Below are 19132 nucleotides of genomic sequence, written 5' to 3'. Positions count from 1 at the left end.
GGAATATGAAAAAAGACTGGCATACCGCCGATATTATCGCTGCGATACGTAAGAAGAATAAAACGCTGGCATCATTATCCAGAGAGCACGGCTTAAGTGCTTCAACATTAGCAAATGCTTTAACGCGCCCCTGGCCTAAAGGGGAATTACTGATTGCTCAGGAAATTGATGTCACCCTGCTGAAATATGGCCCAGTCGGTATTTTGACGAAAATAAGCAGCCGATCAAACGAACCGCCCGAAATGATTTACCAAACAATTCTGATGTCACATAAGTTATTTCTATATCCGAAAAAGTAACGACAACTTTTAAATCACTAAGCTAATATAACACGCTGAATTATCAGTTTTTTATTACACTTATTGCCCATTCTTTTAATATCAGAATTGTATTCAAGTTCTATGAAAGTGTAAAAAAGCCCGCATACTGCGGGCGAGATAATTGTATTTCAGACCATTAGAACACGAACCCGTAGCGCTAATTGATACCGTATTTAAAAAGGCGTTCTAGTGTTATTATGTGTATGACTCGCGGTAAACGACACTAATCTGTTGGCTATTCTCCCATACTACCGAAGCAATAACCGCTTGAACTCGGGTTCAAGTCCAGTCGGGATGACCAAATTTAACTTTTAGATCAGTATATTGGGCCACTTAAACAAGAGTGGTTTGCTTGATCAAAGGCGGTAAATGTTAAAGGCCACCGGGAGGTTACTCCGATGGCCTTAGCTACGTTTCCGTTATCTATTTCAGAAATGCACGGATCAGCTCTAAAAACGCGATTAACGCTTTGAGAACGATGATAGCAGTGTCAATAAATGCTTTCACCCGTTTGCTCCAGTTAGGAGCACGATTTAACCAGCCATTACCTTTACGCTGCCTGTCCGGCTGACTTCCATCCAGTCAGTTAAGGAATATCGCGCTCTGACCGAGGCACTGAAGCAGCACCACCTGTCCTTCAGCCAGGACTTACGAAAACTTGCGTCAGAGATACACAGGCCAGAACGCTACCCAAAACTAACAGCCGTTGATTATAGGTTTATTTTCAGATGATTCAATCAATTAAAATGGTGAGTTGGTAAAAACAAAAAAACCAACTGGTGAGGTTGGCTTTTTTGTTTTACCCATACAGGGCGCGGGTATCTTTTGTGCTATTACCGAGATTGGTAGCCTCAGTCCTAGCGCGATATTCCTTAACTGACATAACCAGTCTAATGCCTATAGCATAAAATATCAACCTAGGGTGCGGAGTAAAAAACTGTAGTGGTATAAGGATCTCGGACACTTCAAAAGCCTGCTAATGTTATTAACATGACAATGCGATACGCACATTTTGCACCTGACCATCTGAATGATGCCTTGATATACAACCCGTTATCACAGTTAAAAAATGGCGACAAGGTGGCGGCAGAGAACTTAAAACCTCAGCGTTCATCAGCACTTGCCGTTTCATAATTCATTGATAAATATGTATTTAATTTATTTTCTTATGGTATTCACAGGATTAGAATTGCTTTACCAACTAGAAGCTGCCGGTGAGCTCCATCGTTAATTCAGCCAGCCCATTTGAACAGGGCTGGCCACTGTAACCGAATCTGAGTATCCCTTATTGACCAGCGATACTCATTTCCGGCAGTAACACCGAACCACATTGGATATTACTGCGAGTTTCAATATCATTCCCAATAGTGACCATATTGGCCCACATATCTTTCAGATTACCCGCAATAGTAATCTCGCTGACAGGATACTGAATCTCCCCATTTTCTACCCAGAAACCGGCGGCACCACGGGAATAGTCGCCAGTTACTGCGCTAACACCCTGTCCCATCAGTTCAGTAACCACTAATCCCGTTCCCATCTGACGCAGTAAACCTGCAAAATCCTCACCTTGCCCTGCAATGCACCAATTATGGATCCCACCAGCATGGCCTGTACTTGCCATTCCCAATTTACGGGCAGAATAATTTGTCAGAAGCCAGGTCTGTAATACGCCATCTTTAATAATATCCCTGTCACTGGTGCACACACCTTCGCTATCAAATGGAGAAGATGCCAACCCTGCCAGCAAATGCGGACGCTCTTCAATCGTCAGCCATGATGGCAGGATTTGTTTGCCCAGATGATCAAGCAAGAAAGAGGATTTACGGTAAATGCTGCTACCACTAATAGCGCCAACCAAATGTCCGAAAAGACCCGTTGCAACTTCTGCGGCAAACAGCACAGGCGCTCTCATGGTCGGTAATTTACGCGGAGATAAACGGGATAACACACGGCGAGCACACTCATGCCCAACCCATTCTGGCGATTTTAAATCTTCAATACGACGACTAATGGTATAAGCATAATCCCGCTCCATATCGCCATTAAATTCAGCAATCACACAGCTCGACATCGAATGACGGCTAGAGCAATAACTTTGCAACATACCGTGACTGTTGCCAAACACCCGGATACCATAATGGCTATTAAAACTACCACCCTCAGTATTGGTAATACGTTTATCTGCTTGTAATGCCGTTTGTTCCGCGCGGGCAGCCAGTTCAATTGCTTTATCCGTATCCAATTCTGTTGGGTGAAACAAATCAAGATCCGGCGCATCAAATGCCAGTAACGCTTTATCCGCCGGGCCAGCACAGGGATCCTGAGAAGTATAACGGGCAATATCAATCGCAGCCTGAACAGTACGGGCAATAGCATCCGGACTTAAATCTGTTGATGATGCACTCCCTTTACGTTGCTGATGGTATACGGTGATCCCTAGCGCACCATCACTATTAAATTCTACATTTTCTATCTCACCAAAGCGGGTACTGACACCAATACCCGTTGTTTTATTAACAGCAACTTCTGCGGCGTCACAACCCGCTGTTGCCAGTTCTAATGCCTGTGAAACTGCATTTTCCAGTTGTTTGCGTTGTTCCGCGATTTGATCAGTGATTTTCATTAATTACCCGTAATTTGATGAATAAAGGGAAAATCTGTCAGGAAAACAGAACCATTTTATCCACAAAAGTAATGCCGAGTGGTAATCAGGCGTTTTTCCCAGTTACAATACCCAATATTAGGATGTTAACACCCACCGGGCTACAGGTCATGCACCAAAAATTAACCTGCCAGATCCGGCCTTTTTAAAAGGAAAACCACCATGGCAAAGCAGCCTGAAGATTGGCTCAATGATTATCCTGCCGAAGAGGAAGAAGAAGAGATAATTTGGGTCAGTAAAAGCGAAATTAAACGTGATGCAGAGGCATTGAAAAAGCTAGGTGCAGAATTGGTTGATCTCAGCAAAAATGCGCTTGAACGCATTCCGTTGGATGAGGATCTGCTGGCAGCCATTGAACTTGCACAGAAGATCAAAAGAGAGGGGCGCCGTCGCCAATTACAATTAATTGGTAAAATGCTGCGTGCCCGGGATGTCGAGCCCATTACCACTGCAATCGATAAACTAAAAAATCGTCACAATCAGCAAATCCTTCTGTTCCATAAGCTGGAAGAATTACGTGATAAATTGATTGATGGCAATGATGATGTTATCGATGAAGTGGTGGAATTATTCCCACAAACCGATCGCCAGCAATTGCGCACACTGATCCGCAATGCTAAAAAAGAAAAGGCGGCTAATAAGCCACCTAAATCTTATCGTCAGATTTTCCAGTATCTTAAAGATATGGCCGAATCAACCTAACTATCTAAAACAGACAAAACGCTAATTCTGTTAGGGGAAAATTTTAAAACTCAGTTCCCCTTCCAGTTCCTCTTCCACGTCTTCAAACAAGAGTATTAACCAGCCAAAAATCAGGCTGTTCCTCCAACGGTCAAGTTGTCCAGTTTCAAAGTAGGCTGACCAACACCAACAGGTACGCTCTGGCCCTCTTTGCCACAAACCCCAACACCTTTATCTAGTTCAAGATCGTTTCCTACCATAGAGATCTGCTGCATAGCCTCAATACCGGAACCAATAAGGGTCGCACCTTTCACCGGCTTGGTAATCTTGCCGTTCTCAATCAGATAAGCTTCAGATGTCGAGAACACGAATTTACCGGAAGTGATATCCACTTGACCACCGCCAAAATTTGGCGCGTATAAACCATTTTCTACACTACCGATGATCTCTTCCGGTGTGGAATGACCCGCCAGCAAATAGGTGTTAGTCATACGAGGCATAGGCAGATGGGCATACGATTCACGGCGGCCATTGCCCGTCGGCGCAACCCCCATCAGACGTGCATTCATTTTGTCCTGCATGTAACCTTTGAGAATGCCATTCTCAATCAATACATTGTATTGCCCAGGAACACCTTCATCATCAATTGCCAATGAACCACGACGACCTTTTATCGTGCCATCGTCAACCACCGTACAAAGTTCAGAAGCGACTTTCTCACCAATCTGACCCGAGAATACGGAGGTACCACGGCGGTTAAAATCGCCTTCCAACCCATGACCAACAGCTTCATGCAACAACACACCCGGCCAACCCGCCCCCAGAACAACCGGCATAGTACCAGCCGGGGCAGCAACAGCGGAAAGATTTACCAGCGCCATACGAACAGCCTCACATGCAAATTGTTCTGCACGGATCTGACCACTCATCATTTCCAGAAAATATTCATAACCATAACGGCCACCACCGCCGCTGCTCCCATGTTCACGCTTACCATTATCTTCCACCAGCACCGTGACAGATAAGCGAACCAGAGGACGAATATCAGCCGCTAAAGTCCCATCGGTCGCTGCAACCAATACCTGTTCGTAGACCCCTGTCAGGCTGGCATTCACTTCCTGCACTCTCGGATCTTCAGCACGAGCGACCTGATCCACTCGGTGCAATAATGCGATTTTCTCTTCACGGGAGAAACTTCGCAGCGGATCGATGGCCGCATAAAGTTGAGAGTAAGCCACTTCTCCAAAGGTATGGATTTTACCATTTCCTGTTTCATGGACGATGCTGCGGGCAGCCTGTGCGCTTTGTTGCAATGCATTCAATGTGATCTGGTCCGCATAAGCAAAACCGGTTTTTTCACCACTGATAGCCCTAACACCAACGCCCTGATCAATATTATAGGAACCATCCTTAATAATCCGATCTTCCAACACCCAAGATTCATGATAGCTGGACTGAAAATAGAGATCGGCATAATCCAGCCGACGTTCAGCCAGTTGACCAAGTACTGAAAACAGATCTTGATGGCTTAATTTATTTGCAGCCAGTAAATGTTCACTGACAGAAGTTAAACTCATAATGGATACTCTTTAATTTGCTGTATTCTTTTCAATCAGGGACGTCAACTGCGGCCGGAAGCGGTTATGTTTCACCACTTTCATCTGCTCACGCATAATCTTCAGGCTATCCGCCCTGACATTCAGTTGTAATGCACTGACTGCATCTGGATTTTTCTTAATCACTTTCCCCCAACCGTCTACGACCATTGAGTGGCCCCATGTTTGACGGGTTCCATGTACACCAACCTGAGCCGGTGCCAACAGAATACACTGGTTTTCAATAGCGCGGGCCCGTAACAGTGGCTCCCAATGTGCTTTTCCTGTTAAACGGGTAAACGCCGCAGGCACAGATATCAACTCAGCGCCTTGCTCACGCAAAGCCTGAAACAGCCCTGGGAAACGCAGATCATAACATATGGTCATACCAAGACGACCAACAGGTGTATCCACGACAGTAATATGTTCCCCGCGCTGGAAAACAGACGATTCGTTATATGATCCATGTTCATCATCAATATTGACGTCAAACATATGTATTTTATCGTAACGTGCGCGGATCTCACCCTGATCATCAAACAACAGACTGCTGCTGGTGATCCGTTCAGGATTTTCACGACTGATAAGCGGCATAGAACCAATTAATAACCAGACACCATAACGACGAGCGATCTCACTGACAGCTTGCTGCAAAGGCCCTTTTCCCTGCGGTTCTGCATGATGACGATAGCTGACAGCATTAGCAAACAACAATGCATTTTCCGGGGTCATCACAAGCTTGATCGTATCCGGCAACTGCTTAATTTGTTGTTCAATTTGCGCCAAATTATGTTTGATATTCTCACCGCTACATAACTGTAAGAGTGCAACATTGACGTTTCTCATGTTCCTCTATTCTCCTTAAGTTGACGTAGGACTTCATCAATTTTCGGTTGATCAAGATTACCGGTAATCCGGTAACGAATAACCGATATTTTATTCCATAACGGCCCCAAGACCTTGGTTGCCGCAAATAACGCGGCACCTGCTACCGGATTGATAACAAAAGCCGTTGCTACACCGACAGTAGCAGAAATTTCCGGCGTGACGATAGCTTCTATATTGATCTGTTGGCGAACAAGATCAATCTCTCCTTTCGTTATCACATCAGCAATCAGCCCATCGATCCGTAAATTTTTAGTCTTGAGTATCCCATTATTTACTGAAACATCGCCACGGATTGAATCAAATTCAAAATCCTGGCTAAAAGTATCACTAAAATCGAACTGCAATTTACGCAACAAAGCATCAAAACTGACCAGTTTTAGTAGCTGACCGGCACTTCCCCCGCCCAATTTCTCGATAGCGCCTTTGCCTAAATCGCTTTTAAAATTGCCATTCAGTGTCTGTAAATCGGGTTTCCACGGTGTATCCAACCAGTTAAAATCAAAATAGAAGTTAAACGGCGACTTAACAATTGGCACGACAATACCAAGGTAAGATGCCATCTCATCAAATTTTTCACCGGAGAATTGTCCCATAAGATGAGTATTATTCTCTCCAGCACTTTCTTGCCAACGACCTGTCAAATTTAGTTTACTGACGCTGTTGTCCACCATTCCATCTCTTAATACAAGCGAATGACCTTCTGGTATCAGGGAACCAGACACCTTCCCAAGTTTCAACCCCATAATCCAGCACTCAGAGCAGACAATATCTAATGAAGGCCATTGGTTCAGTGAATAACGCTGAGTTGTACCTGTTTGAGATTGCTTAGATAAATCTGATTCAGGCTGCTGAGGACTATATTGCAGAGGATTATAGTAAAGATGGCTCAAATTCAGCTGCCACGGGCCACTATTACGAATATTAAGCTTACCGTTGATTTCCTGACTATCAGCACTAACCTGTGTTCCCCAGGACTGTTGTTCTACATCTAACAATAACTGATTCCAACGCTGTCCCCCCACATCCAGTGACGGAAGCGACACACGCAGATGTTGTGGCAACAGAGCTCTTCCTGCCAATGAAGAATTTGAAGTCAAAGGCGCAATTAGCCCTAACCACTCTTCACCCTCAATTGCCGGAAGATTCAATTCCAATAACGATTTTTCAGGTAAGTCAGGAATTTCGTCACCGTTACTTTGTAAAATTCCCCGTGACAGTTGAGTACTTTTCTCTGCCAAACTCCATTGAGTATTAAACGCATACTGCTTACCTAACGTCCCTTTTACCCGCAACTGATCCATATCACCATCAGCCAGAATATGAAGCGTTTTCAGTTTACGCAGTTCATCTGCTCTCAAGACAGATAAATGGCTATCTACTTGTGACAAATCAGCGTCGATTTTCACATCATATTGGGCCTTACCCTGAAACGGTAAACTAATACCCACTTTCCCTTCCCAGTCAACAGAACCAGAAAGCGTTTTGGCAACTGCTGGTGGTAGTTCAGGTAATTTTGCAGCAGCCCAATGAGCATTCAGACCAACATCTACCCGATAGTTTTTTGATAAGTTCTTAGTAGCAAAATCAACAGTAACAGGCTGTCCAAACCATTGCACTGATAATTTGTCACTTTGTAAATTACCATTATCAAAGCGGAACCGGCCACTGACATTTTTCATTTCACTGCCCAGCGGCTTAATCAACAAATGGTTATCTTTTAAAGTGACCTCACCACTGACATCCACATTGCCGCCATTGAGCGGAATATCCAAATGCAAATTACCCGCAACCTGACCACCAATCTGTAATGTATTAAGCGTTTCACCAACAGAATCCGCTAACGGGCTATGGGTAAAATATTCATGAATATCTTTACCATCTCCCAGAATATTAGCGTCGATGAACAATTTCTTTCTACTATAATCAGAAATTACCGCTGAAACATTATTCGCTTTCACTTTGCCAAGCGCAGTTTGCGCAGCCAGCATCCACAAACCGTTGTTATGAAAATTAAGATCAATATTAAGATCCAGCAGCGCAGGCCAATCAGGTTGATACTGGAAAGTAGCATGACGCAGTGGAGCGAAAACCTGAAACTGACCATTATTATTTACAAATGGGAAATCTTTGGGATTGCCTTGAAAAACAAAAGTTGCGTTTTCTATTTGCCCTTTAATAATTGAAGCGGTCAGATAGTCAGTCAGAGATGTCCCCATCAAAGGCTCAGGAAAATATCTCCAGGCATCACTCGCATCATAAACCCGTACTCCCGCCAGAATACTCAGCGCCGGAGGCTGCTCTTTTGGCTGTTGATAACGAAAATCACCATTGACCCACAATGATTTCGCCTGCAAATCCAACCCCTGACTCCAAAGTTGTAAACCTCGCTTATCCTGCCGCCAGAATATTTCTCCATGACTTTGGGATATCTCAAACGGCGCCAGGAACATATCGCGATAATCAGCTACGCTACCTTTCAAAGCAAAGTTAAGTGCGCCTTGCTGCAAGCTACCGTTGAGAGAACCAGAGAAATTATCAATAGAAGGCAGCCCCTGCCAGCGCTGCCAACTCACATCCTGCCATTGCATACTCATTAGGAAATCATCTGTAATTTCCGGTGTTATGTCGAGAGCAAGATGATTTACTAATCCTTGCGGCTGGCGATGTTCCCAATCTCTGACAACATCAGGAGTCAAAAAAGAGAAAGTGGGTAAAATACTGCTCAACCGTTCGAGTTGAATATTCTTCGCCCGGATACGCCAGTGATCTTTACCATCATACTTCTTAGCTTCCGGCAGATAGAGCACAGACGCCTTGCCTGACGGCCATTGCTGACCGTCAGTGGCCAGGCTTGCCAATTCAGGCGCATCAAACAACCAACCATTATCCTGACGGCGCATCCGTAACACCAGATCACTGACAGAAAGACGGTGAGATTTGTCAGCAACTTTCCAATTAACTTCTCCCTGACGTAATTGCAGTTGACCGCCATCAATTCGCCCATTTTTGAGCGTAATCCAACTAGACAAACTAAATTCAGCATCTTTCAGCCCAGTATTATCCTGCAACCAATGGCTCAACCACGGATGCATATCAACATTATCTGCCTGTAAATAAATAGTGCCGCTATCTAATACGCCATGGGTGTCACGCAAATCAAATTTAACCTGTACATTTCCATGCTGATTATTAATAGAAGAAAGGCTAATTTCCCCTTGAGCACGGTGACGGTCATTTTTATTCAGCCAAGTTAATTGTGGTAACAACAGATTAGCCCGTTCACCGGAGGGGGTAAGAAAAGTAAGGTGACTATCTTGCAGATTAAAATGATCAAATTGTTCTAGAAACAGATTAGAAAGCGTATCTGATTGGGAAAACAGATTACCGCGTTGATCATCAAACAACGGTTGATGATAATCCACCTGTAATTGATAAAAAGTCAGATCACGAAAATTCCAGCGCATTCTCAGCAAAGATAACCAGATATCCAATGCCACCGTGATTTTTTTTGCTTTCACATCTGCACTGGCAGTTTTCACATTGATATCACGTAATTCAAGAACAGGCCCGAAGGATTCCCATTTTCCTGCAATATATCCGACATCAACAGGTACACCAGCAATTGACTCAACTGTAGCGAGCAATTGCGGGCGATAGCCATTAATATGCGGCAGTAGAAAACGTAACCCACTGACAAGCAAAGCCATAATAATAATGACTATTGCGGCTGTCGCTAATAATACTCCCGGCAGTCGCCTCACACGCATCTCCTTGGTTGCCAGCGCTGTTATGCCAGCACACCAGACAAATTACATCATAACGACGTCGAACTGCTCCTGACTGTAGAGCTGTTCTGTCTGAACTTTTACCTGCTTACCGACAAAAATTTCCACTTCTGCCAGTGCATGAGATTCTTCCCCTCTCAGCGCGTCAACCACCGCCGGTGAGGCATAGATAAGGAAGCGATCTGCATCAACTGCCCGGTGAACACGCACAATTTCACGCATAATTTCATAACAGACAGTTTCAACAGACTTTACGGTCCCCCTTCCATGACAGGTAGGACAATCGTCGCAAAGTATATGCTCGATACTTTCACGGGTCCGCTTACGCGTCATTTCCACCAGCCCGAGTTGTGAAAAACCATTAATCGTTGTTTTAACACGATCTTTACTCAAGGCCTGTTCAAGAGAAGCGAGTACCCGTCGGCGGTGATCTTCACTATTCATATCAATAAAATCAATAATGATAATCCCCCCCAAATTACGTAACCTTAATTGTCTGGCAATAGCCTGCGTCGCTTCAATATTAGTATTAAAGATAGTCTCTTCCAGATTACGGTGCCCAACAAATGCGCCGGTATTAATATCAATTGTGGTCATCGCTTCTGTTTGGTCAATAATCAGATAACCACCTGATTTCAATTCAACTTTACGATCGAGTGCCCGTTGGATCTCATTTTCTACATCAAACAGATCGAAAATAGGTTGATTACCATTATAAAGTTCCAATCGGGCTGTCATTTTAGGAATATATTCACTAATAAATTCCTGTAACTGATTAAACGTCAGACGAGAATCCACACGAATACGATCAAGGGCTGCTCCGGCGAAATCGCGTAAAATACGATGAGCCAGAGCCAATTCGCCATAAAGTTTATTTTTAGTGATATTGCGCTTTTTACGCTCGATCACCTTGATCCATAATCGTTTCAAGAAAGCCGCATCCTGAACTAACTCTTCGTCACCAACGCCCTCGGCAGCCGTCCTGATAATGAAACCACCATGCTCATCACAATAGTCAGCAACAATATTTTTCAGGCGATTACGCTCTTCTTCACTTTCGATACGTTGTGAAACCCCAACATGGGAAGCACCGGGCATAAATACAAGATAGCGGGAAGGTAATGTAATATCCGTAGTTAACCTGGCTCCTTTGGTGCCAAGGGGATCTTTCACTACCTGAACCATCAAATCCTGCCCCTGGCGAACCAATTCAGCAATATCTCTGATATTAAAGTTCTTGCGTTCTTCGCCAGCAATACATTCCGTGTGGGGCATAATGTCTGAAGCGTGAAGAAAAGCCGCTTTTTCCAGCCCAATATCAACAAAGGCCGCTTGCATCCCTGGTAACACCCGGCTTACACGACCTTTGTAAATATTGCCGACAATGCCCCTTTTAGCTTCCCTTTCGACATGGATTTCCTGCAAAATCCCACCATCAATGTAGGCAACGCGCGTTTCTGATGGTGTTATATTGACTAATAACTCTGCTGTCATGTGTTCCTCTTTCCATCAACCAACGCGAAAAACTTTGTGATTAATTCATGCGTTTCCACTAATGGCAGACCCACTACTGAGTGATAACTACCATTCAGCGTTTTGACAAAGCAACCCGCTTTTCCCTGAATACCATAAGCACCCGCTTTATCCATTGGCTCACCGGTTGCTACATAATCCAAAATTTCCTGCGTGGATAACTGGCGAAAGGTCACATCTGTAACGACTATATCACTTAAAGTACTCTGACTATCTGATAAAGCAATAGCTGTAATTACCTGATGACACTGCCCGGAAAGTGCACTGAGCATTTCAACGGCATGTTGCTTACTACGGGGTTTTTCCAAAATCCTATCATTTAATATAACAATAGTATCCGCTCCCAACACGGGAAAATCCTCTGGCGCAATAACTCCCCCCGCCAGAGATTTATCTTTTGCTAATCGGCTGACATATTGACGCGGAGTTTCACCCTCTTGCCATTGCTCCTTTACCTGAGGAGAAAGAATTTCAAATTTAAAGTCCAATAACTCAACCAGCTCACGCCGCCTTGGTGAGCCGGAAGCCAGATAGAGGGTTTTCATGATGATATTATCCTTACTACTTATCTCATTAGGGCTTTTTATTTGCCGTTCTTGTCATAAGGGCGAGCGAAACGAATCATCCTCACATACTATTATGTACGTTTCAGGTTATGTACGCTGTCCGTATCCACGATTTATCGGCAAGCATAGCCTGCTTTCAATAACGTCTACCGGAATAAGCTCTTAGCCGGGACATTAAAAACCGCAATCCAACCACTAATGCACATTAAATTGACGACGGATTTTTCGCATTAACAGGAATAACCACGGCCAAAGAATACCGTTGACCAAACTGTTCCAGAATATTTCTGGATGAAAAACAACATTTGATAACAAAAATTCTGCCCAAAAAACACTGAGATCCATCAGCACCGATAAAGCAACGACGACCAAAACCTGCTGCCAAAGTGCCATATTACGGAATAATTGAAACTTAAATGACACCAAATAACCAACAAGACTGTAAGCTAAGGCGTTGACACCCAGCGTTGCCCCCTGAATCAGGTCTATAATGATCCCTAATACAAAGCTCGTACCAACACTGACCCTGTGAGGCAATGCCATCACCCAGTAAATGAGTAATAGTGCTGACCAGGTAGGCCGGTACATATAAATTTGCTCCGGCCACGGCATAATTTGCAGCACCATCGCAATCAAGAAAGATAACCAAATGATCCAACGCCCATGACTCCGGTATTGATTCATTAACGATTTCCCGCATTTATAAATTTAGCAGATGTTACTACCGGTTTAGAATTTTCCACTCTTCCTGTCGTTTTGGTTATTTCATTAGAAACAGAAGACGGGGCTGGCGGCCCCATTTCATTTGCATGTGGCAATACCTGAGGCATCATCTGCATTAAGCGCTCGTTAGCTACACGATAAACTTCTGATGGAGGCAATGGTTCAGATGGGTTATTGTCCGCCCCCCACAATAACAGCAAATAACGCAAACGCTGTAATTCTGCGGTTGGCCGAGCCTGAATCACAGTATAGGCCCGTTGATTATCGACTTTAACTGACGATACCACCGCTACCGGATAACCCTCCGGGAAACGGCCACCTAACCCAGAAGTGACCAGCACATCCCCAACCCGAATATCGGTATTACTTGGCAATGACTCAAATTGCAAATCATCAGCACAGCCTGCACCCGCAACAATGGCCCTGATATCATTACGTAAAACCTGGATTGGCAAAGCATGGGTCGTATCACAAATCAGTAATACCCGGCTGGTAAACTGGCTGACAGCGACAACCTGACCCACAATGCCTTTATCACTGATAACAGGTTGCCCTTCATAAACGCCTTCTCTTGAGCCCTTATCAATGACCACCTGATCACTATAAGGATTAGCCTTACCGGAAATCACCTGTGTCACCATCATGTGTTCATCCTGACGCAAAGGTGATCCCAACAGTTCACGCAAGCGGGAATTTTCCTGTTTAAGTTGCCCTAATAGCAGCATCTCACTGTTTTTAACCAATAATTCTTGGCGTAAGGCACGATTTTCTAATTGCAGTTGTTCGCGGGAGGCAAGCGTTTCTGACACGCCATCAAGTACTTGACGCGGGCCATTGGCAAGAAAATAAAATGGACTGACTACCGTATCCATATAGTTACGGACTTTACTGAGAGCATCAAGGCGGCTGTCTGCCACAACCAGAGTAATGGCAACAATAACAGCGAAGAAAAGTCGTAATTGCAGGGAAGGCCCCCTGCTAAAAATTGGCTTCATAAGCTGCGCTATTCCAAACTGTGCTGTTTCATAAACAATGGAATTCCCAGACAGCAATAGCAAGGAGGTCTGATCTACCCGTCATCCCTCCCCCACTTGCAAGTTAATACTCACTCCTCGCTGAAGAGCTCACCACCATGCATGTCGATCATTTCAAGCGCTTTTCCACCACCACGGGCAACACACGTCAGCGGATCTTCCGCAACGATGACCGGAATACCGGTTTCCTCTATCAGTAAACGATCAAGATTACGCAGTAGTGCGCCACCACCGGTCAGGATCATGCCACGTTCTGAAATATCGGAAGCCAATTCTGGCGGGCACTGTTCAAGAGCGACCATGACAGCACTGACAATACCCGTTAACGGCTCTTGCAACGCTTCAAGAATTTCGTTGGAATTAAGGGTAAAACCCCGCGGTACGCCTTCAGCCAAATTACGACCACGAACTTCAATCTCCAGCATTTCATCGCCAGGATAGGCTGAACCGATAGTATGTTTAATACGTTCAGACGTCGCTTCACCAATTAGCGCACCATAATTACGGCGGACATAGTTGATAATAGCCTCATCAAACCGGTCACCACCAATGCGTACAGATGATGAATAAACCACACCATTCAGAGAGATAACCGCGACTTCTGTAGTACCGCCGCCAATATCCACGACCATTGAACCTGTTGCTTCAGAAACAGGCAGGCCGGCACCGATAGCCGCCGCCATAGGCTCTTCAATCAAAAACACTTCGCGGGCTCCGGCACTGAGCGCGGATTCACGGATGGCCCGGCGTTCAACCTGAGTTGCGCCGACTGGCACACAAACCAAAACTCGCGGGCTTGGGCGCATAAAACTGTTGCTATGAACTTGTTTAATAAAGTGTTGCAGCATTTTCTCTGTAACATAAAAATCGGCAATGACACCATCTTTCATCGGACGAATCGCCGCGATATTACCCGGTGTACGACCCAGCATTTGCTTTGCTTCCTGCCCAACGGCAGCAACACTTTTCGATGAACCTGCACGATCCTGACGGATTGCGACGACAGAAGGTTCATTCAATACAATACCCTGACCTTTGACATAAATAAGGGTATTGGCGGTACCCAAGTCAATAGACAAGTCGTTGGAAAACATGCCACGAAATTTTTTAAACATAGCGAAAGGATAATCCTGCAAGCTGGGGACGGAACAAAACCCGTCTACTCTACCAACCACATGAAGCAGGGACAAGGCGCATAAGCACCTGCTTCAATAAAAAAGTGGCTACGTTATTCATATCAACAACGCAATATTCTACGTTACTTTTTCCAAACGGAGCAGAAAAAAACTGCATAAAAATGGGTTAATTTTACCAATTGTTCCATAACGAAGTGCAGGAACCACTCGGTTTTGCATAATTCAACGTTATAGTGCCACCGTTACCGTCACAACCCATCCGCTTATCTCTATTTCGACCAGTCGCTATTCCTGTAAGTTCACTTACGATCGACACTTCTGCTCACTATTTCCGATAGTTAACTGTAAGTATCAGTCTATGTCGTGACCAAGTTAATAATGTAATAAATTGTGACTAAAATACAGTATCTTCTGCTATAAAATAATAAAAAAACAGAACTTTCTGAAATGGCTTGCCATATATTGAGACTGAAACCTAACACTGGCATCACCGGAAAAAGGCGAACAGATTCTGTTTTATAATCCATCAATACTTTATTTTTTCTTATATTCTTTATGTAAACTGCCAATTTTTATCTATTCTTATTTAATAACAAAATGACTTACTAGAGAACGGAACCATCTAATGAAAGCTCTGCTACTTAAACAACAACAGAATCAACTATCAGCGTCCATAGAAGACGTTGATGCTTCTCACCTTCCCGTGGGAGACGTTACCGTCGATATTCACTGGTCAACCCTAAACTATAAAGATGCATTAGCCATCACAGGTAAAGGGAAAATTATCCGGCAATTCCCAATGATACCGGGTATTGATTTCTCTGGAATTGTGCACAATACAGAAGATCCCCGTTTTCATATCGGTCAGCATGTGTTGTTAACCGGCTGGGGTGTAGGAGAAAATCATTGGGGTGGCCTGGCAGAACAAGCCAGCGTTTCAGGAGAATGGCTGACACCTTTACCAACCGGTTTGGATAGCAGGCAGGCAATGATCATTGGTACTGCCGGCTTTACCGCAATGCTGTGTGCTATCGCGCTGGAACAAGGCGGCGTTAAGCCAGAAAGCGGTGATGTTATTGTAACCGGTGCCAGCGGTGGTGTAGGAAGTACTGCGATAGCACTTCTTTCACAGCTTGGCTATTCTGTTGTTGCCGTTAGCGGCAGACCGGAAAATCACGAATATTTGTTATCCCTTGGGGCAAAAAAAGTTTTGCCACGTAATGAACTTAGCCAACCCCCCCGCCCATTGGAAAAACAACTTTGGGCTGGAGCAATTGATACTGTAGGCGGTAATGTACTGGCGACAATACTGGCCCAAACTCACTATAACGGTACCGTTGCAGCCTGTGGGCTCGCTGGTAGTGCAAATCTGCCAACAACAGTCATGCCATTTATTTTACGGAACATACGTTTGCAAGGCGTAGAATCTGTCACGGTTCCATCCACCAAGCGATCTGCTGTGTGGCAACGCTTGCAAAAACTGCTACCTGCTTCTTTTTACCAGCAGGCAACGACTGAGATAACACTGGACCAAACCGTGGAATACGCAAATAAATTGATAGCTAACCAAGTTACAGGACGTACATTGGTAAGAATTCGTTAAGAATTGTGACTAGCCTCTAAAGTACGGTGGCTTTATTCTTGACATTTTCTCTGATAAGACCAGTATTTAGCTGCTAAATGCTACGATATCATTATAATGTCGGGCTTTATCGCCGAAATGAACTTATGGCTGTTATAAAAAGATGACAAATCGTTAATATAGGATTATGTTGGGCAATTGTTGACAAATTGCCGGAGATACCAGCACAATGGCAGACAAATTTCACATTTTACTCCTTAACGGCCCTAACCTGAATATGTTAGGAACCAGGGAGCCGGATATCTACGGCAACTTAACACTTGATGACATCGTCAGCAAATTGTCTGAAGAGGCCTATCAATCAGGCGTTAAATTCAGTCACCTGCAATCCAATGCAGAGTTTGAGCTGATAAATAGAATTCATTCTGCACAGGGTAATACTGATTTTATTTTAATTAACCCTGCTGCATTCACGCATACCAGCGTGGCATTGCGTGATGCATTGCTGACGGTGAAGATCCCATTTATTGAGATCCACCTCTCCAATGTTCACGCGCGCGAGCCATTTCGTCATCACTCATATCTTTCAGATCTTGCTGTTGGTGTAATCTGCGGTTTAGGGGTAGATGGCTATAGCTTTGCATTACAGGCAGCGGTAAACCGCTTGTCAAAAGTCAACTAAATGAAACAGAAGAGTACGGAATCACACTCATGGATATTCGTAAGATAAAAAAACTGATCGAGCTGGTTGAAGAATCTGGCATTTCTGAACTGGAAATTTCTGAAGGGGAAGAGTCAGTGCGCATCAGCCGCGCATTAGCCCCCCAGAGTTTTCCGGCAGCTCAACAATATATTCCCGCTCAAGCTCAACAACCTGCTCTGGCTAACGCTGTTGCTCCTTCTCAAGCTCTGCCGGAAACAATCAGCGAAAGATCGGCAGCAATCAGTGGTCACGTTGTTCGTTCTCCAATGGTGGGGACCTTCTACCGTACACCCAGCCCAGATGCGAAACCATTTATCGAAATCGGTCAACGCGTCAATATAGGTGACACCCTCTGCATCGTTGAAGCCATGAAAATGATGAACCAGATTGAAGCTGACAAAGCGGGTGTGGTTAAAGCCATTCTTATGGAAAACGGTCAAGCCGTTGAATTTGACGAGCCATTGGTCGTCATCGAATAACGAGGCGTTCCCATGCTTGATAAAATTGTAATTGCTAACCGTGGTGAAATCGCCCTGCGTATCCTGCGAGCTTGTAAAGAGCTAGGGATAAAAACTGTTGCGGTACATTCATCTGCGGATCGTGACTTAAAACACGTACTGTTGGCAGACGAAACTATCTGTATTGGCCCGGCAGCTTCTGCAAAAAGCTATCTGAATATCCCAGCAATTATTTCTGCGGCAGAAATCACGGGTGCAGTAGCTATTCACCCCGGCTACGGTTTCCTGTCAGAAAACGCAGATTTTGCTGAACAAGTTGAACGTTCTGGCTTTATTTTTATTGGCCCAAAAGCAGAAACGATCCGCCTGATGGGTGATAAAGTTTCCGCTATCAATGCGATGAAAAAAGCAGGCGTTCCTTGTGTACCTGGCTCTGATGGCTCGTTATCTGATGACACAGAGAAAAACAAAGCCATTGCTAAACGCATCGGCTATCCTGTGATCATTAAAGCATCCGGTGGCGGCGGAGGTCGTGGTATGCGCGTTGTCCGCAGTGATAAAGATCTGGAACAATCAATCAACATGACCCGTGCGGAAGCAAAAGCTGCTTTCAATAACGATATGGTTTACATGGAAAAATTCCTTGAAAACCCGCGTCATATTGAAATCCAGGTACTGGCCGATGGTCAGGGTCAAGCAATTTATTTGGCTGAACGTGATTGCTCTATGCAACGCCGTCACCAGAAAGTGGTTGAAGAAGCCCCGGCTCCAGGCATCACACCAGAAATGCGTCGCAGCATTGGTGAACGCTGCTCCAACGCATGTATTGAAATTGGCTATCGCGGTGCCGGTACTTTCGAATTCCTGTATGAAAACGGCGAATTCTATTTCATTGAAATGAACACCCGGATTCAGGTTGAGCATCCAGTGACAGAAATGATTACCGGTGTTGATCTGATTAAAGAACAATTGCGGATTGCCGCCGGTATGCCACTTTCAATTAAACAGAAAGACGTTATTGTTCGTGGTCACGCCATCGAGTGTCGTATCAACGCCGAAGATCCGCGCACTTTCCTGCCAAGCCCGGGTAAAATTACCCGCTTCCACTCAGCGGGTGGATTTGGCGTACGTTGGGAATCGCATATTTATGCCGGCTATACCGTACCACCTTACTATGATTCCATGATTGGTAAGTTAATTACTTACGGTGAAAATCGTGATAACGCCATTGCCCGCATGAAAAATGCATTGGCAGAACTGATCATTGATGGCATCAAGACGAATATCGAGCTTCAGCAGACGATTATGAATGATGAAAACTTCCAGAATGGCGGCACCAATATTCACTATCTGGAGAAAAAACTGGGATTACAGGAAACGTAAGACTGGTTTAATGACATCAATATCTTTGAAGGAGCGTATAAACGCTCCTTCAGATTACTGACAAAGCGCCGCTTTTTAGC

15 protein-coding genes and 2 pseudogenes are annotated in these 19132 nt (G+C 44.6%); 7 read left to right on the top strand and 10 right to left on the bottom strand.

The genetic code is table 11. The annotated features are described in order from the left end of the window. Nucleotides 1-5: 5 nt before the first annotated feature. Nucleotides 6-274: pseudogene (locus ACUN2T_RS04055) on the top strand (helix-turn-helix domain-containing protein). 469 nt (nucleotides 275-743) lie between these two features. Here ACUN2T_RS04055 and dinQ read toward each other — a convergent pair. Beyond that, the gene (dinQ, locus tag ACUN2T_RS04050) at nucleotides 744-815 is read right to left on the bottom strand and encodes a damage-inducible type I toxin DinQ (RefSeq protein WP_445497797.1); all 72 of its coding nucleotides are present in this window, start codon (nucleotides 813-815) and stop codon (nucleotides 744-746) included. Between the two features lie 489 nt (nucleotides 816-1304). Between dinQ and ACUN2T_RS04045 the strand changes: the two are divergent. Then, nucleotides 1305-1454, top strand: a pseudogene (locus ACUN2T_RS04045) (site-specific integrase); the annotation flags it as partial. A 151-nt stretch (nucleotides 1455-1605) separates the two neighbouring features. Here the strand turns inward: ACUN2T_RS04045 and pmbA are convergent. Then, complete coding sequence (gene pmbA, locus ACUN2T_RS04040) at nucleotides 1606-2946, bottom strand: metalloprotease PmbA (RefSeq protein WP_445496362.1); 1341 nt, start codon at nucleotides 2944-2946, stop codon at nucleotides 1606-1608. A gap of 201 nt (nucleotides 2947-3147) precedes the next feature. Here pmbA and yjgA point away from each other — a divergent pair, with 201 nt between their 5' ends. Next, on the top strand, nucleotides 3148-3687 hold the full coding sequence (yjgA, locus tag ACUN2T_RS04035; protein ID WP_445496361.1) for a ribosome biogenesis factor YjgA: 540 nt from the start codon (nucleotides 3148-3150) through the stop codon (nucleotides 3685-3687). A 110-nt stretch (nucleotides 3688-3797) separates the two neighbouring features. On the opposite strand, the gene tldD is transcribed toward yjgA, so the two are convergent. The 8 genes from tldD to mreB all read right to left on the bottom strand — a co-directional run bounded on the left by tldD (nucleotide 3798) and on the right by mreB (nucleotide 14905). Then, on the bottom strand, nucleotides 3798-5243 hold the full coding sequence (gene tldD / locus ACUN2T_RS04030) for a metalloprotease TldD (RefSeq protein ID WP_445496360.1): 1446 nt from the start codon (nucleotides 5241-5243) through the stop codon (nucleotides 3798-3800). A gap of 12 nt (nucleotides 5244-5255) precedes the next feature. After that, nucleotides 5256-6107, bottom strand: a complete 852-nt coding sequence (gene nit1 / locus ACUN2T_RS04025) for a deaminated glutathione amidase (RefSeq protein WP_445496358.1) — start codon at nucleotides 6105-6107, stop codon at nucleotides 5256-5258. Then, nucleotides 6104-9916: an AsmA2 domain-containing protein YhdP gene (gene yhdP / locus ACUN2T_RS04020; protein ID WP_445496357.1), complete on the bottom strand. Its 3813-nt coding sequence runs from the start codon at nucleotides 9914-9916 to the stop codon at nucleotides 6104-6106. Before yhdP ends, nit1 begins: the two co-directional genes overlap by 4 nt. Nucleotides 9917-9958: 42 nt before the next feature. After that, complete coding sequence (rng, locus tag ACUN2T_RS04015) at nucleotides 9959-11428, bottom strand: ribonuclease G (RefSeq protein ID WP_445496356.1); 1470 nt, start codon at nucleotides 11426-11428, stop codon at nucleotides 9959-9961. Then, a complete protein-coding gene (locus ACUN2T_RS04010) occupies nucleotides 11425-12012 on the bottom strand; it encodes a Maf family protein (RefSeq protein WP_445496355.1) in 588 nt (195 codons plus the stop codon). The genes rng and ACUN2T_RS04010 overlap by 4 nt, the downstream gene beginning before the upstream one ends. Nucleotides 12013-12228: 216 nt before the next feature. Further along, entirely contained in the window at nucleotides 12229-12717 is a 489-nt protein-coding gene (gene mreD, locus ACUN2T_RS04005) for a rod shape-determining protein MreD (protein ID WP_445496354.1), read from the bottom strand. Continuing rightward, nucleotides 12717-13751, bottom strand: a complete 1035-nt coding sequence (gene mreC / locus ACUN2T_RS04000) for a rod shape-determining protein MreC (protein ID WP_445496353.1) — start codon at nucleotides 13749-13751, stop codon at nucleotides 12717-12719. The genes mreD and mreC overlap by 1 nt, the downstream gene beginning before the upstream one ends. A 110-nt stretch (nucleotides 13752-13861) precedes the next feature. Beyond that, on the bottom strand, nucleotides 13862-14905 hold the full coding sequence (gene mreB, locus ACUN2T_RS03995; protein ID WP_445496352.1) for a rod shape-determining protein MreB: 1044 nt from the start codon (nucleotides 14903-14905) through the stop codon (nucleotides 13862-13864). Nucleotides 14906-15551: 646 nt separating this feature from the next. On the opposite strand from mreB, the gene acuI reads away from it, so the two are divergent. From acuI to accC, 4 genes are all read left to right on the top strand, one after another. Then, nucleotides 15552-16529, top strand: coding sequence for an acrylyl-CoA reductase (NADPH) (acuI, locus tag ACUN2T_RS03990; RefSeq protein ID WP_445496351.1), 978 nt, complete (start codon nucleotides 15552-15554; stop codon nucleotides 16527-16529). A 208-nt stretch (nucleotides 16530-16737) separates the two neighbouring features. Further along, nucleotides 16738-17190 carry a type II 3-dehydroquinate dehydratase gene (gene aroQ / locus ACUN2T_RS03985; RefSeq protein ID WP_445496350.1) on the top strand — a complete coding sequence of 151 codons (453 nt, stop codon included), beginning with the start codon at nucleotides 16738-16740 and terminating at the stop codon, nucleotides 17188-17190. A gap of 29 nt (nucleotides 17191-17219) precedes the next feature. Beyond that, nucleotides 17220-17690 carry an acetyl-CoA carboxylase biotin carboxyl carrier protein gene (accB, locus tag ACUN2T_RS03980; RefSeq protein ID WP_445496349.1) on the top strand — a complete coding sequence of 157 codons (471 nt, stop codon included), beginning with the start codon at nucleotides 17220-17222 and terminating at the stop codon, nucleotides 17688-17690. A 12-nt stretch (nucleotides 17691-17702) separates the two neighbouring features. Then, nucleotides 17703-19052, top strand: a complete 1350-nt coding sequence (gene accC, locus ACUN2T_RS03975; RefSeq protein WP_445496347.1) for an acetyl-CoA carboxylase biotin carboxylase subunit — start codon at nucleotides 17703-17705, stop codon at nucleotides 19050-19052. The last annotated feature ends 80 nt before the right edge of the window (nucleotides 19053-19132 follow it).

This window comes from Photorhabdus machadonis (assembly GCF_052657765.1).
The sequence above is the reverse complement of the archived record's forward strand: the minus strand, read 5'-3'. Positions and strand labels throughout refer to the sequence as shown.

Excerpts from the sequence above, each read along its gene's own strand:
- pmbA (WP_445496362.1), bottom strand. The coding sequence starts at position 2,946 with ATGAAAATCACTGATCAAATCGCGGAACAACGCAAACAACTGGAAAAT.
- yjgA (WP_445496361.1), top strand. The coding sequence starts at position 3,148 with ATGGCAAAGCAGCCTGAAGATTGGCTCAATGATTATCCTGCCGAAGAG.
- tldD (WP_445496360.1), bottom strand. The coding sequence starts at position 5,243 with ATGAGTTTAACTTCTGTCAGTGAACATTTACTGGCTGCAAATAAATTA.
- nit1 (WP_445496358.1), bottom strand. The coding sequence starts at position 6,107 with ATGAGAAACGTCAATGTTGCACTCTTACAGTTATGTAGCGGTGAGAAT.
- yhdP (WP_445496357.1), bottom strand. The coding sequence starts at position 9,916 with ATGCGTGTGAGGCGACTGCCGGGAGTATTATTAGCGACAGCCGCAATA.
- rng (WP_445496356.1), bottom strand. The coding sequence starts at position 11,428 with ATGACAGCAGAGTTATTAGTCAATATAACACCATCAGAAACGCGCGTT.
- ACUN2T_RS04010 (WP_445496355.1), bottom strand. The coding sequence starts at position 12,012 with ATGAAAACCCTCTATCTGGCTTCCGGCTCACCAAGGCGGCGTGAGCTG.
- mreD (WP_445496354.1), bottom strand. The coding sequence starts at position 12,717 with ATGAATCAATACCGGAGTCATGGGCGTTGGATCATTTGGTTATCTTTC.
- mreC (WP_445496353.1), bottom strand. The coding sequence starts at position 13,751 with ATGAAGCCAATTTTTAGCAGGGGGCCTTCCCTGCAATTACGACTTTTC.
- mreB (WP_445496352.1), bottom strand. The coding sequence starts at position 14,905 with ATGTTTAAAAAATTTCGTGGCATGTTTTCCAACGACTTGTCTATTGAC.
- acuI (WP_445496351.1), top strand. The coding sequence starts at position 15,552 with ATGAAAGCTCTGCTACTTAAACAACAACAGAATCAACTATCAGCGTCC.
- aroQ (WP_445496350.1), top strand. The coding sequence starts at position 16,738 with ATGGCAGACAAATTTCACATTTTACTCCTTAACGGCCCTAACCTGAAT.
- accB (WP_445496349.1), top strand. The coding sequence starts at position 17,220 with ATGGATATTCGTAAGATAAAAAAACTGATCGAGCTGGTTGAAGAATCT.
- accC (WP_445496347.1), top strand. The coding sequence starts at position 17,703 with ATGCTTGATAAAATTGTAATTGCTAACCGTGGTGAAATCGCCCTGCGT.